Annotated in this window: 12 protein-coding genes and 1 other RNA gene; 8 read left to right on the top strand and 5 right to left on the bottom strand. The window is 39.3% G+C overall.

All coding sequences use genetic code 11. The features are described from left to right. The first annotated feature begins 53 nt into the window (after positions 1 to 53). Together sucC and sucD are read left to right on the top strand one after the other, a co-directional pair. A complete protein-coding gene (gene sucC / locus CVP05_RS00375; RefSeq protein ID WP_100287582.1) occupies positions 54 to 1,214 on the top strand; it encodes an ADP-forming succinate--CoA ligase subunit beta in 1,161 nt (386 codons plus the stop codon). A gap of 24 nt (positions 1,215 to 1,238) precedes the next feature. Next, a complete protein-coding gene (gene sucD / locus CVP05_RS00370) occupies positions 1,239 to 2,108 on the top strand; it encodes a succinate--CoA ligase subunit alpha (protein ID WP_100287581.1) in 870 nt (289 codons plus the stop codon). Between the two features lie 104 nt (positions 2,109 to 2,212). Here the strand turns inward: sucD and CVP05_RS00365 are convergent, their stop codons facing one another. Beyond that, positions 2,213 to 3,112, bottom strand: coding sequence for an EexN family lipoprotein (locus tag CVP05_RS00365; protein ID WP_100287580.1), 900 nt, complete (start codon positions 3,110 to 3,112; stop codon positions 2,213 to 2,215). Between the two features lie 155 nt (positions 3,113 to 3,267). Here CVP05_RS00365 and CVP05_RS00360 point away from each other — a divergent pair, with 155 nt between their 5' ends. The 4 genes from CVP05_RS00360 (at position 3,268) to cydC (ending at position 8,707) form a co-directional block, all read left to right on the top strand. After that, the gene (locus CVP05_RS00360; RefSeq protein WP_100287579.1) at positions 3,268 to 4,119 is read left to right on the top strand and encodes a co-chaperone YbbN; all 852 of its coding nucleotides are present in this window, start codon (positions 3,268 to 3,270) and stop codon (positions 4,117 to 4,119) included. A gap of 73 nt (positions 4,120 to 4,192) precedes the next feature. Further along, entirely contained in the window at positions 4,193 to 5,146 is a 954-nt protein-coding gene (gene trxB, locus CVP05_RS00355) for a thioredoxin-disulfide reductase (RefSeq protein ID WP_100287578.1), read from the top strand. A gap of 68 nt (positions 5,147 to 5,214) precedes the next feature. Beyond that, positions 5,215 to 6,978 carry a heme ABC transporter permease/ATP-binding protein CydD gene (cydD, locus tag CVP05_RS00350; RefSeq protein WP_100287577.1) on the top strand — a complete coding sequence of 588 codons (1,764 nt, stop codon included), beginning with the start codon at positions 5,215 to 5,217 and terminating at the stop codon, positions 6,976 to 6,978. Between the two features lies 1 nt (position 6,979). Further along, positions 6,980 to 8,707, top strand: coding sequence for a heme ABC transporter ATP-binding protein/permease CydC (cydC, locus tag CVP05_RS00345; protein WP_100287576.1), 1,728 nt, complete (start codon positions 6,980 to 6,982; stop codon positions 8,705 to 8,707). Positions 8,708 to 8,731: 24 nt separating this feature from the next. Here the strand turns inward: cydC and ffs are convergent. After that, positions 8,732 to 8,830, bottom strand: an RNA gene (gene ffs, locus CVP05_RS00340) — signal recognition particle sRNA small type. Between the two features lie 124 nt (positions 8,831 to 8,954). On the opposite strand from ffs, the gene tesB reads away from it, so the two are divergent. Further along, complete coding sequence (gene tesB / locus CVP05_RS00335; protein WP_100287575.1) at positions 8,955 to 9,818, top strand: acyl-CoA thioesterase II; 864 nt, start codon at positions 8,955 to 8,957, stop codon at positions 9,816 to 9,818. Positions 9,819 to 9,858: 40 nt separating this feature from the next. On the opposite strand, the gene CVP05_RS00330 is transcribed toward tesB, so the two are convergent. After that, positions 9,859 to 10,428, bottom strand: coding sequence for a Crp/Fnr family transcriptional regulator (locus CVP05_RS00330; protein WP_423739116.1), 570 nt, complete (start codon positions 10,426 to 10,428; stop codon positions 9,859 to 9,861). 187 nt (positions 10,429 to 10,615) lie between these two features. On the opposite strand from CVP05_RS00330, the gene CVP05_RS00325 reads away from it, so the two are divergent. After that, complete coding sequence (locus tag CVP05_RS00325; RefSeq protein WP_100287574.1) at positions 10,616 to 11,416, top strand: sulfite exporter TauE/SafE family protein; 801 nt, start codon at positions 10,616 to 10,618, stop codon at positions 11,414 to 11,416. A gap of 17 nt (positions 11,417 to 11,433) precedes the next feature. Here the strand turns inward: CVP05_RS00325 and CVP05_RS00320 are convergent, their stop codons facing one another. Both CVP05_RS00320 and CVP05_RS00315 read right to left on the bottom strand, forming a co-directional pair. Continuing rightward, a complete protein-coding gene (locus CVP05_RS00320; RefSeq protein WP_100287573.1) occupies positions 11,434 to 12,243 on the bottom strand; it encodes a D-hexose-6-phosphate mutarotase in 810 nt (269 codons plus the stop codon). Positions 12,244 to 12,335: 92 nt separating this feature from the next. Next, a complete protein-coding gene (locus CVP05_RS00315) occupies positions 12,336 to 13,451 on the bottom strand; it encodes an anaerobic sulfatase maturase (protein WP_100287572.1) in 1,116 nt (371 codons plus the stop codon). Positions 13,452 to 13,488 lie beyond the last annotated feature (37 nt).

The following is a 13,488-nucleotide window of genomic DNA, read 5'->3' as shown; positions in this document are numbered from 1 at the left end:
AAATTGCCTCCTTTAACCCTTAATACTTGATAAAAAACATAGAAGGACAAACAATGAACCTACATGAGTATCAAAGTAAACAAATCTTTGCTTCTTATAAATTACCAGTAAGCAAAGGCATTCCTTGCCAATCGGCTGACGAAGCAGCAGAGGCTATCAAGCAACTTGCCGGCGATTTATGGGTCGCAAAATGTCAAGTACATGCGGGCGGTCGTGGTAAAGCGGGTGGCGTAAAACTGGTGCGTAACGAAGAAGAAATCCGTGCATTTGCAAATCAATGGCTAGGCCAACGTTTAGTCACATTTCAAACCGATGCAAACGGTCAACCAGTTAATACCATCTATGTGGAAGAAGGATCCAATATTGAACGAGAACTCTATTTAGGTGCTGTACTTGACCGCGCAAGCCAGCGTGTTGTTTTCATGGTGTCCACCGAAGGCGGTGTCAATATTGAAGAAGTTGCTGAAAAAACACCGCACTTATTACATAAAATGGCCATTGATCCTCTCACAGGCGGCATGCCTTATCAAGGACGAGAACTCGCCTTTAAATTAGGTTTAAAAGGTGATCAAATCAAACAATTTGCCCATATCTTTACTCAAATGGCAAAAATGTTTGTCGAAAAAGACTTGTCTTTATTAGAAGTGAATCCTCTTGTTGTAACAAAAGAGGGAAATTTACTCTGTTTAGATGCCAAAATCGTCGTAGACAGTAACGCTCTTTATCGCCAGCCTGATTTAGTTGCTATGCAAGATCCGAGCCAAGACGATCCCCGTGAAGCATTAGCTGAATCTCATCAGCTCAATTACGTTGCTTTAGAAGGCAATATCGGTTGTATGGTCAACGGTGCTGGGCTTGCGATGGGAACAATGGATATCGTGAAACTACACGGTGGCCAACCGGCTAACTTCCTTGATGTGGGTGGTGGTGCAACCAAAGAACGCGTAGCCGAAGCATTCAAGATTATTCTATCTGATAGCGCGGTCAAAGCCGTTTTAGTCAATATTTTCGGTGGTATCGTTCGCTGTGATCTTATTGCTGAAGGCATTATCGCTGCCGTGAATGAGGTTGGAGTGAATGTGCCTGTAGTCGTACGTCTTGAAGGAAATAATGCGCCACTCGGTCGCGAAATCTTAGCTAAAAGTGGTTTAAATATTATTGCTGCCACTACCCTAACTGATGCAGCGGTTCAAGCAGTGAAAGCGGCCGCATAATAGACAAATAGCAAGGAGAAAACAATGTCAATTTTAATTAACAAAGATACTAAAGTTATTTGTCAGGGTTTTACTGGAGGTCAAGGCACATTCCATAGTGAACAAGCTTTAGCCTATGGTACCCAATTAGTTGGAGGTGTTTCACCGGGTAAAGGCGGTACAACCCATTTGGGTTTGCCCGTGTTTAATACGGTGCGTGAAGCGGTAGAAGCAACTGGTGCGACTGCAACTGTTATTTATGTACCCGCGCCAGGTTGTAAAGATGCCATTTTAGAAGCTATCGATGCGGGCATTCAATTAGTTATCTGTATCACTGAAGGTATCCCGACTTTAGATATGTTACAAGTGAAACAACGCTTAAATCAGACTGGCGTACGTATGATCGGGCCAAACTGTCCAGGCGTAATCACTCCGGAAGAATGTAAAATCGGAATCATGCCGGGTCATATTCATAAAAAAGGTAAAATCGGGATCGTATCTCGTTCAGGAACATTAACTTATGAAGCCGTTAAACAAACCACAGACGAGGGTTTTGGTCAATCTACCTGTGTCGGTATCGGAGGCGATCCTATTCCAGGCTCAAACTTTATTGATATTTTAAAATTGTTCCAAGATGATCCCCAAACCGAAGCCATTGTTATGATCGGAGAAATTGGTGGATCAGCAGAAGAAGAAGCGGCCGCTTTTATCAAAGAATATGTCACCAAACCTGTTGTGAGTTATATTGCGGGAGTCACAGCGCCAAAAGGTAAACGCATGGGACATGCTGGTGCAATTATTAGTGGAGGCAAAGGCACGGCTGATGAAAAATTTGCAGCACTTGAAGCTGCAGGCGTGAAAACTGTTCGTAGCTTAGCGGAAATTGGATCTGCCCTAAAATCAGTCCTGAAATAACGCCATACTGTCAGTATTGTGCAACATTCATGCTGATAATGCTTTAAAGAACAGAAGATCAGAAAAAATCTGATCTTCTGTTTATCGCATTTACACTTCTCTATTTATTCATCCATCTTTTTATCAAATCCATAACCCAATCTTAATTGTGAACGGGCTTGGCTAACTTGGCGACATGGATAACTCACTTCGACTGCATGGCGCGCATTAAATCCTTTCGCAGCCTGACGTTTATCAAAGCACATATTGTAATCCGCCTTAAGTTTTTCATAATTTTCCACATAGGCCTTAACCACTTCTTTTTCTTTTGTATTAAGCACTTTTTGCCATGTTAGACAAGCGGGATGGTTATAATTTTTACCGTTATCTTGGCAAAATTGCGCTTGTTGCTCATATAACGTACCAAATTCTATTTTCATTAACTCTGATTCACCTAATTCTTTTACCGCATCGCCCCATACGCTACATGTCGAACCCGGACGTTGATCTTTCGCACAAAATTGCTGTCTTTGTTCTATCAGCTCTAAAAATGGTGTCTTTTTCAATTCATTTTTTGCTGTGGCAACATTTTCATCATAAATGGCTTTTGCGGCTAAGCATGCATAATCTGATTGGCCGATAAACATTTTATTACATTCCGAGTTCACGTATTTTGTCACCGCTTCTTGCCAAGTTAAATTTTTATACTCAGCCATGATCTGCTCTTTGGCTTTTTCTAACTCCGCTTTTATCTTAGCTTCACGCTCTTGACGTTCACGCTCCATTTCTTGCCGACGCAGTTCTTTTATTGCGGCATCTGCCCCATTACATTCCACATCTGACTGAAGTTTTTTGAATTTTGCTTCATCTTTATTTTTAATAGCCGCTATAGCTTCCGCTTCGCATTGTGCCATTTTTTCTTTGGCTTTATCAGGATTAGATAAGTAATACGCCTGATCTTTCTCACCACAGGCCGCTAATAATAAAACTGAACTCACCAACATTGTCAAAGTTAACTTTTTCATTTTTCCTCCATTACTCAATATTTGTATCAGTCTTAAAGTTATGTAAATATGCCATTTCGTCTCAAATTATTCAACAGATTTTTCTTCTGTTTCAACTTTTTATTTTTCCCTTAATTCCTTATACTATAGGCATTTATTTGAGTAGGAAAATCATCATGCAAAAATCATTCATTATTGATGTCACAGAACAAAATATCACGGAAGTCTTACAAAACTCACAACAAATGCCTTTAGTCTGTGTTTTCTATGCCCCAAGTCACGAAAGTTCGGAAAAATTCACCGCACTTCTAGAACAAACAGCTGAAAAACAATCCTCGTTCATGTTAGCCAAAGTCAACTGTGAAACGCAACGCATGCTCACCGCTCAATTTCAAATTCAAGCGTTACCGACTACCTATTTATTCAAAGATGGACAAGCCCTTGATGCTTTTCAAGGTGCGTTATCGGAAGAAGAATTACAAAACCGTCTGAGTGTGATTTTACCCAAAGAAGAGGAAATAAAATTTAACCTAGCACTTGATTTATTGGCCTTAGAAGATTACGAAGCTGCTTTACCATTACTAAAAGAAGCATGGAATGCCTCAGAAAATAAAAACAGTGATATCGCGTTGCTCTATGCAGAAACCTATATTGCGATGAAAAAAATCGAACCGGCTCAAGACATTTTAAATCAAATCCCGATTCAAGATCGAGATAGTCGCTGGCAAGGATTACAAGCTCAAATAGAGTTATTAATTAAAGCGGCAGATACACCTGAAATTCAACAGCTACAAGCCGACTTTGCCAATAACCCGAGTGCTGAAATTGCATTAAAATTAGCGGTACAATTACATCAAGCCAATCGAAATGAAGAAGCTTTACAATTGTTATTTGATATTCTCAAACGTGATTTAGGTGCTGCAAATGGTGAGGTAAAAAAAGAATTTTTATCCATCTTAGCGGCTATCGGGAATAACGATCCTATTACCAATAAATACCGTCGCTTAATGTATTCATTGTTATATTAACTATTAAAACAATTAGTAGCGCCACAAGGCGCTGTTCTCTATAATAGAGCCAATTCAGAAGAAGGAGAAAACAATGAGCGAGATTAAACATAGTCAATTATTAATTTTAGGCTCTGGCCCAGCGGGTTACACAGCGGCTATTTATGCGGCTCGTGCTAACTTAAAACCTGTGTTAGTAACAGGTATGCAACAAGGGGGGCAGCTAACCACCACTGACGAAATTGAAAACTGGCCTGGCGATTTTGAACACACCACAGGACCCGGTTTAATGGATCGTATGTTACAACATGCTGAAAAATTTGATACCGAAATTGTCTTTGACCATATTAATCGTGTTGATTTGTCTTCCCGCCCATTTAAATTATATGGAGATGTGAACACGTTTAGTTGTGATGCGTTAATTATCGCAACAGGAGCTTCCGCAAAATATTTAGGTCTCCCTTCTGAAGAAGCTTATAAAGGACGTGGCGTTTCTGCCTGTGCCACTTGTGATGGTTTTTTCTATCGTAATAAACCGGTTGCAGTTGTCGGTGGTGGTAATACCGCTGTCGAGGAAGCATTATATCTTGCCAATATTGCGTCACAAGTGCATTTAATCCATCGTAGAGATAGCTTTCGAGCAGAAAAAATTCTCATCGATCGCTTATATAAAAAAGTAGAAGAAGGAAAAATTATTTTACATACTGACCGCACTTTAGAGGAAGTATTAGGCGATGATATGGGCGTAACGGGTGTATGCTTAAAAGATACACGCTCAGAAAATACCGAAGAAATTCAACTTGATGGTGTCTTTATTGCTATTGGTCACGCTCCAAATACCGATATTTTTGCAGAACAACTTACCCTCAATAATGGTTATATCGTTGTAAAATCGGGCTTAGATGGTAATGCAACAGCAACAAGTGTTGAGGGCGTATTTGCTGCAGGTGATGTGATGGATCATAACTATCGACAAGCGATTACTTCCGCAGGGACGGGTTGTATGGCCGCCCTTGATGCTGAACGTTTTTTAGATGCACAAGCATAATATTTTATCGATCATATGGGCGGTACTCTACCGCCCTAGCTAACCCTATCGTATGCAATAATTAAATAATGAATAAAACTCGCCAAAAATATTTACAAAGATGGCTTCGAGAACAACAAAAGCCAATCAAGAAACTATTAAATCTCAATGTATTACTGGCAAGTCTTTCCGCTGTAATACTTGTTGGACAAACATGGTTACTCGCCACTCTCCTACATAGTCTGATCATACTTGATACGCCCCGTGGAGAACTCATTCCCTATTTTATCGGCCTAATTTTAACTTTTGCTATTCGTGGAGCAATTTTGGCTATACGTGAGCGAATTGGCTTTAAGTGCGGTCAATTTTTACGCAGTTTTATGCGTAAACAAATTTTGGCGAAAATCAATCAAGTTGGCCCTGCTACCATCAATAATAAACCCGCTGGCGCGTGGGCGACAATCATGCTAGAACAAGTCGAAAATCTGCATAACTTCTATGCTCGCTACGTACCTCAACAAAGACTTTCGGCCATTGTGCCCATTATTTTATTAATTGCTATTTTCCCATTAAATTGGGTAGCTGGGGCCATTTTATTGATCACTGCCCCTCTAATTCCCATTTTTATGATCTTAGTTGGACTTGCAGCCGCTGAAAGTAGCCAACGTAACATGGAAACCCTTGCTCGCTTAAGCGCTCAGTTTTTGGATCGTTTACGTGGCCTAGAAACGTTACGCCTTTTCAACCGCACTTCTCAACAAACAAAGCACATTGAAGAAAGCACTGAAGATTTTCGTGAAACCACCATGAGCGTGCTTAAAATGGCGTTTTTATCGTCTGCAGTATTAGAATTTTTTACCTCGATTTCCATTGCTATTATGGCGGTTTATTTTGGTTTTAGTAATTTAGGCCAATTAGATTTTGGTACTTATGGAACCGGAATCACGCTTTTTGCTGGTTTCTTCTGTTTAATTCTTGCACCTGAATTTTATCAACCGCTACGCGATCTCGGTACTTATTATCATGATCGCGCAGCGGGAATTGGTGCAGCTGATGCCATTGTAGAATTTTTAGAAACCGATTTTGTTACAGCACAAAACACCATTCAACAACCTGTTGATATACAAAGTGCGGTCGAAATTCAAGCAGAAAATTTAGTCGTACTTTCTCCACAAGGTACGCCTCTGACCGCACCGTTAAATTTCACCCTCCCCGCTCAAAGCCATACCGCATTAGTCGGACAAAGTGGCGCGGGCAAAACCTCTTTAATGAATGTATTACTTGGTTTTCTTGCATATGAAGGTAGCCTAAAAATCAATGGCCAAGAACTCAACCAACTTAACCTCACACAATGGAGACAACACATTGCTTGGGTGGGGCAAAATCCATTGCTTTTACAAGGTTCAATCAAAGATAATTTACTACTCGGCAATATTCAAAGTACAGATGATGAAATTCAACGTGCATTAGAACAAGCGTTAGCCAAAGAATTTACCGATAAACTTGGGCTAAATAGTGAGATTAAAGATGGAGGCTTAGGCATATCTGTTGGGCAAGCACAGCGCCTTGCTATTACTCGCGCGCTCTTGCGTAAAGGTAAATTATTATTACTTGATGAACCCACAGCAAGCTTAGATGCTCAATCAGAAAATCAGGTATTACAAGCATTAAGCCAAATTAGTCAACAACAAACTACCTTGCTCATCACCCATCGCATTGAAGATCTCAAACAATGCGATAATATTTTGGTTATGCAACAAGGTCACATTATTCAACAAGGCACCTTTGATCAATTACAAAATCAAGGCTTTTTTGCCGAATTATTAGCTGAACGAAATTTGGAAATTCATTGATATGCGCGCACTACTCCCTTTTTTAACGTTATTTAAACACGCTAAATTCCATTTGATTTTAGGTATTGTGCTTATGCTCGCAGGAATGATCGCAAGTATCGGCCTTATGACCTTATCGGGTTGGTTTTTAGCCGCCACCGCTATCGCAGGTATCGGCACCCTATTTAATTATTTCTATCCTTCGGCGAGTGTAAGAGGACTGGCTATTGGGCGTACCGCCGCGCGTTATGTGGAAAAAATTGTTACTCACGATGCGACCTTTCGCGTACTCGCTAAGTTACGCGTGCAAATTTTCAGTAGAATTATTCCTTTGTCTCCCGGTGTATTAAATCAATACCGTAATAGTGATTTACTTAACCGTTTAGTCGCTGATGTCGATACCTTAGATAGTTTATATCTGCGTTTAGTCGCACCATTCATTACAGCCCTTTCTATCATTGTGATCATGACCATTGGTTTAAGCTTTGTTAATGTTGGGCTTGCGCTATTTATTGGGATAAGTTTACTCGTTTTGTTATCAGTTATCCCCACGCTATTTTATCAGCTAGGAAAACGATTCGGAGCGCAATTAACACAAGCGCGTTCTCTATATCGAGTTCAATTCGTAGAATTTATCCAAGCCCAAGCAGAATTATTACTATTTAATGCCCAAAACCAAGCACAAAAAAAGCTAGAGCATATTGAAGCGCAATGGCAAAACTATCAGCAAAAAGAAGCAAATTTATCCGGATTATCTACCGCACTTCTTGTGTTTTTCAACGGATTACTTGTTGTTGCAGTATTATGGTTCGTCTCTGAAGCAGATCTCGGTACCGGTTTATATAAAGCCGCGATGATAGCCCTTTTCACGTTCTGTGCTTTGGCTTCTTTCGAAATGCTAATGCCAATTGGTGCAGCATTTCTCCATATCGGGCAAGTGATTGCCTCTGCAGAACGAGTAAGTGAGATTACTCAACAAACGCCTATGGTAAAATTTACCGGTACTCAAGAACTGTTTTTGAATAGCCAACCCCTTATTCAAGCAGAAAATATCACTTTTCAGTATCCAAATCGTTCGGATCTTGCGCTTAATCAGTTAAATTTAACTATTTTCTCAGGACAAAAAACCGCGATATTAGGCAAAACCGGAAGTGGAAAATCCACATTATTACAATTATTAGTACGGAATTATGATGCTCTGCAAGGTCAACTCTTATTAGCGGGAAAATCTATTGAACATTATACAGAATGTTCTTTACGAAAAAATATCTGTTTTCTGACTCAGCGAGTGCATGTATTTAGCGACACTTTGCGTAATAACTTGCAAATTGCAAATGAAAACACCATTGATGATCAACGTATGCAATACATTGTAGAGCAAGTTGGTTTGGGTAAGTTATTGCAAGATCAAGGGCTTGATTTATGGCTTGGTGACGGTGGTCGCCCATTATCAGGAGGAGAACAACGCCGTTTAGGTTTGGCGCGTATTTTACTCAATGACGCCCCTATTTTATTACTAGATGAACCGACCGAAGGTTTGGATCGTGAAACGGAACGACATATCCTCAATCTGATTTTACAACATGCTCAGAATAAAACATTAATTATGGTCACCCATCGCCTTACTGCTTTAGCGCAATTTGATTTATTATGTGTTATGGATAATGCGAAGTTGATTGAACAAGGATCTTATTCTGAACTATTAAATCAGGAATCAGGATTTTTCAAACGATTAGTAGAACGAATCTAACATAACAGGGACAGTTGGGTGGAAACCCTCCCAGCTGAATCTCGGCACACAAACATTCTGACTTTGGCTGCTTTCTTCCGAACCTGACCGAGTAAACCAGATGTTGTTGCGAGGAACCAAGAGGGCTTCCATTGAAATCGCCTCAGCGATGGGTGTAATTATGCTATAGTGCTGAGAAGATTGCAAAAGGTTTCATTTTAAATTAATTTTAATTGGTCGATTTTTGACAAAATAAAGGAAAAATCTCATGTCCACCGCTTTAACACAGTTAATTTCATTGCTTCAACTCGAAAAACTTGATGATTTTTTATTTCGTGGCGATAGTCAAGATCTTGGATTACGTCAAGTTTTTGGCGGACAAGTTGTGGCACAAGCTATTTCTGCTGCAATACAAGTTGCCCCAAGTGATCGTCTATTACACTCCTGTCATGCTTATTTCTTAGCACCTGGTGATGCTCAGTATCCTATAATTTATGATGTGGAAATACTAAGAGAAGGCCATAATTTTACTGCGCTACGTGTGAAAGCCATTCAGCATAATCAGTCTATTTGCCATGTCACAGCTTCTTTTCAAGTGCCTGAAGCAGGATTCGACCACCAAAGTGTTATGCCACAAGTAGGCTCTCCAGAAGATTTTTCAGCAGAAAATGAAGTATTACAAAAAATGGCACCGCTGCTGCCTGAGGCTATTCGCGCACAATTTACCGCAGAGCGCCCTTTCCATATTCGGACAAAACACCTAAACAACCCTTTCAATGGAACCTTATTACCACCGGAACAATTTGCTTGGGTAAAAGCCAATGGCGAAGCGCCACTTGATACTAAAATTCAGCAATGTCTGCTTGCCTATTTCTCTGATTTTCATTGTATTTTGACCGCACTTCACCCCCATTCTAAAGGTTTTTTACAACAGGGAATGAAAGTCGCAACAATCGATCATTCTATTTGGTTTCACCGTGAATTTGATCTCAATGACTGGTTACTCTACGCAGTAGAAAGTAATAATGCCTATGGCGCGCGTGGTTTGGCAAGAGGACAAATCTTTGATCGTCAAGGACGTTTAATTGCAACCACTCAACAAGAAGGATTAATGCGTTATTTAGCCACATAAGCCTTCTTCAATCAATCCTCTATCTCAGAAGTATAGAGGATTATTGTTTCAAAAAACCTTGCTTTTTCAGCTCTTTACTAATACGAATAGCGGTTTCTGTTTCACAACCAGAATACTCTGCAATTTCACGATATGTCCAAGGATAATTCGGATAATACTGGGTTAAATGGGTAATACTCTCCATTACACGGTCTAAACTACGCATATAAGCCGCTTTCGCTAGCCTTTGTTCTGAAAACTGCAGTTCTTCTGATAGTTGGTGTAATAGGTATTGGATCATCTGTGGGTTTGCTTGAATAAACTCCGACACATTATGTGGAGATATTCGCACGATTTCTGCCGGCAATAATACTTTCGCAGTACAATGATAAATTTGTGTCCCAAATACGGTACGAAAACCAAAATAATCTTGACTGGAATAAATTCGCAATAAACTTTCTTTGCCATTTTCTAACACATGATATAGGCCGATCAAACCGCTTTCAACATAATAAAATTCATTTGCCTTATCGCCTTGTGAATAGATGACGGTTCCCTTTTCCAATTTATGTAATCGCGTTATATGGCTATGAATCAATTGTTCTGGCTTAATTAATATCATGTTATGCATAAATGCTCTCCTTTTCATTTTATGCAAGCATATCAATACGACATATAGAATGCTATGGTGAATGCGCAATTTTGTGATCAACGAATACATTTTTATAAAAATTACTTTTCTTTATGATAGCGATCATAAGTATTTTTTCCAATAACCGCCAAAATACTCACAATAAAATTCAAATAAGGAAAAATAAATGAGCCTATCCATTATCGTTATACTCATTTTTTGTGGTGCGATTTGTAATGTGATATCTGCTATTTTTGGGATTGGCGGTGGTGTTTTAATTGTACCAGTCCTTAAAACGTTATTTCCTAATTACCCTATTCAAATGATTGCAGCAACATCATTAACGATTGTGATGGGAACAGCACTGATCAATCTTATTTTATTACGCCACCAACATATCCAAATTAATGTGAAAAATCTTCTCTTTTGGTCTGTAGGCATGATTATCGGTGTACAACTTGGTTTTCAGTGGAGTTTCTTATTACCTGAAAAATGGATTAGCCTACTCTTTATTACCACACTTTTAGTACTTGCAATCAAAACCCTGATTGCTTCTCATAATGAAAAAAAAGTTTCCCCTAGCCCTAAAAATGAATATATAAAAGGCCTATTAATTTGTCTGTTTGGCGGAAATATTGCTGGAATTACGGGTATCGGAGGCGGTTCTATTATGGCACCATTAATTAATCAGCTACATTCCGTTAAGGCCTCTCAAATTGCGCTTTATACCAATGCAATGATGGTAATTGGTGGTTTAGGCAACTTATATGGTTACTTAAGTAAGGTTCCTCCACATACCCTACATTCATGGCAGATTGGCTATGTTGATTTTATGATCGTAGGGATTATGGTGTGCAGCTCTTTTGTGATGAGTTTTTTCTCTATGAAATGCCGAGCCGTTTTATCACCTGCAATGATCAAAAAATCACTGGCTTTTATTTTACTGTTCATCGCAGGCTATATGTTTACGATTAGTTTTATTGGATAACGGAATCAATCAATACTTTATTTCTCAATAATCCGTACCGCGATACTTTCCCCTTGCGCCAATAAGCGAGAAAGACGAGCGGTCTCGACACACAGCATCGTTTGATAACCCGTATTGCTCATACCGCTCGTAGTCGTATGCCATGGGTTCCAAAAGACAATCTCACTCGCATTATTATGTACAATATCAATACTGCGTTTAAAACCAGGATCAACGATGGTTTGAATTGGATATTCTGCTTGATAAATACAATCTACATGCTCAAACACTTTACGAGGGCTTTCTACATTATCTGTTTGTTGGGTTAAAGAATTAAAACACTCCGTTGGTAAATTTTCTACCCAAATGTCCGCAATATTACTCACATTAAAATAGCTATGTAACGCAACTTGTGCCGGTGTTTCTCCATAATGCGTAAAACGAATTTCACAACTAGTCGTAAAATGGAATTGTATTTTGGCTTCCATTTGTTGCTTCTCATTTAACAATGCTAATTCAATCAACACCGCTTCATCAGAAATATCTTGCCCACTGAGTTCCCATAATCGCAAGCGAGCCGTGCCATGTGCTGGCTCTTTTACTTTACCAAACCAAGGGTAGCAAATAGGTACTCCGCCACGAATCGCATTGCCTAATTTAAAAGGTTCCACCTCACTTAGCCATAACAGATCTTGCTTAGCATTCGCTGGTTTCCAACTAAGTAACTGTCCACCTTGCAAACTGATTTTTGCTGAACCAACAGAATGTTCAAGCACTAATACTGGAATATCTTGATATTGCACGAGTTTCAAGTGCGGTGAAAAAAACGGAAGTTTTTGTGTAGTCATTACATATCCTCAAAATAAACAATTTTATCCAATAATACCCTATAAAATTCTATTCACACCAGTAAAATAAGCGATAACGTTTGAAATAATAACTAGACTCCCTGCCGAATTCTCTCTTCTGCGTTTCGCATAAATTCAGCAGTATGTTGAAAAAAGTAACGATAAGAAGCACATAAATAGTTGTGTTTGAATGGGCTCTGTTCGATTTCCATAATACGATGTTTGGGGCAACCACCATGGCATAGGGAGCGATATTCGCACTGTTGGCAAATCGTGCTAAGTTGCGTATATTTTGCTAAACCAAAATCTCGTTGCTGTTTAGAAAGCACTAAATCATCTAGAGGTTGTTGATTGAGATTGCCAATTTTGTATTCTGGAAAAACGAAATGATCACAAGAATAGACATCACCATTCGCCTCCACAATGAGTGATTTACCACAACTTTTTTGAAACACACAGCTACTTGAGGGATAGCCGAGATATTGCCCTAGTAGATTATCAAATTCAAGAATGAATATCTTACCCTGATCTGCGATTTTCCATTCATTAAATACATCAACTAAAAAGCATCCATAACCTTCAGACGGCACAGAGAAAGCGGTTATTTTTCCGTGAGAAGTTTCCACCACGGGAATAAATTGCATAAAAGTCGAACCAAGCTCTTTTAAGGCTTGATAAGTCGCTTTGCCCTTATCCCAATTCTGATCATTAACAACGGTCAGCGTATTAAAATTCACTTGATAGGTTTTCAATAATTCTAATGCTTTCAGTACACGCTCAAAAGTTGGCTGGCCATTGCTATTAATTCGGTAACGATTATGTACCGCACTTAGTCCATCAATTGATAGCCCGACTAAAAATTGATGTTGTTTGAAAAATGTTGCCCACTGACGATTTAATGCAATGCCGTTAGTTTGAAAAGCATTGGTGATCGTTTTGCCATTGGCAAATTGTTGCTGAAATTCGACCGCTCTTTTAAAGAAATCTAATCCTAATAAGGTTGGTTCTCCGCCTTGCCACGCAAATTCTACTAGGTTGGAGGCGGTGGATTGGATATAATTTTTGATATAGTTTTTTAATGTGTCTTGCGACATAAACGCACGCTGTCCAAAATCCTGCTCTTTATCCAAATAAAAGCAGTATTCACACTGAATATTACAGTGAAAACTGCTTGGCTTTGCCATAAGGTGAAAATGCGGTTTGAACATAAAACATCCCTGCTTTATTTGAGGCTATGCCCTAAAA

It is taken from the genome of Conservatibacter flavescens, from assembly GCF_002795425.1.
Taxonomy (GTDB): domain Bacteria; phylum Pseudomonadota; class Gammaproteobacteria; order Enterobacterales; family Pasteurellaceae; genus Conservatibacter; species Conservatibacter flavescens.
This window is presented reverse-complemented; position numbering and strand designations above follow the sequence as displayed.

Bases quoted from the DNA above. Each gene is read 5' to 3' on its own strand.
- CVP05_RS00315 (WP_100287572.1), bottom strand. From the start codon at position 13,451: ATGTTCAAACCGCATTTTCACCTTATGGCAAAGCCAAGCAGTTTTCAC.
- cydD (WP_100287577.1), top strand. From the start codon at position 5,215: ATGAATAAAACTCGCCAAAAATATTTACAAAGATGGCTTCGAGAACAA.
- sucD (WP_100287581.1), top strand. From the start codon at position 1,239: ATGTCAATTTTAATTAACAAAGATACTAAAGTTATTTGTCAGGGTTTT.
- tesB (WP_100287575.1), top strand. From the start codon at position 8,955: ATGTCCACCGCTTTAACACAGTTAATTTCATTGCTTCAACTCGAAAAA.
- cydC (WP_100287576.1), top strand. From the start codon at position 6,980: ATGCGCGCACTACTCCCTTTTTTAACGTTATTTAAACACGCTAAATTC.
- trxB (WP_100287578.1), top strand. From the start codon at position 4,193: ATGAGCGAGATTAAACATAGTCAATTATTAATTTTAGGCTCTGGCCCA.
- CVP05_RS00320 (WP_100287573.1), bottom strand. From the start codon at position 12,243: ATGACTACACAAAAACTTCCGTTTTTTTCACCGCACTTGAAACTCGTG.
- CVP05_RS00330 (WP_423739116.1), bottom strand. From the start codon at position 10,428: ATGCATAACATGATATTAATTAAGCCAGAACAATTGATTCATAGCCAT.
- CVP05_RS00365 (WP_100287580.1), bottom strand. From the start codon at position 3,112: ATGAAAAAGTTAACTTTGACAATGTTGGTGAGTTCAGTTTTATTATTA.
- sucC (WP_100287582.1), top strand. From the start codon at position 54: ATGAACCTACATGAGTATCAAAGTAAACAAATCTTTGCTTCTTATAAA.
- CVP05_RS00325 (WP_100287574.1), top strand. From the start codon at position 10,616: ATGAGCCTATCCATTATCGTTATACTCATTTTTTGTGGTGCGATTTGT.
- CVP05_RS00360 (WP_100287579.1), top strand. From the start codon at position 3,268: ATGCAAAAATCATTCATTATTGATGTCACAGAACAAAATATCACGGAA.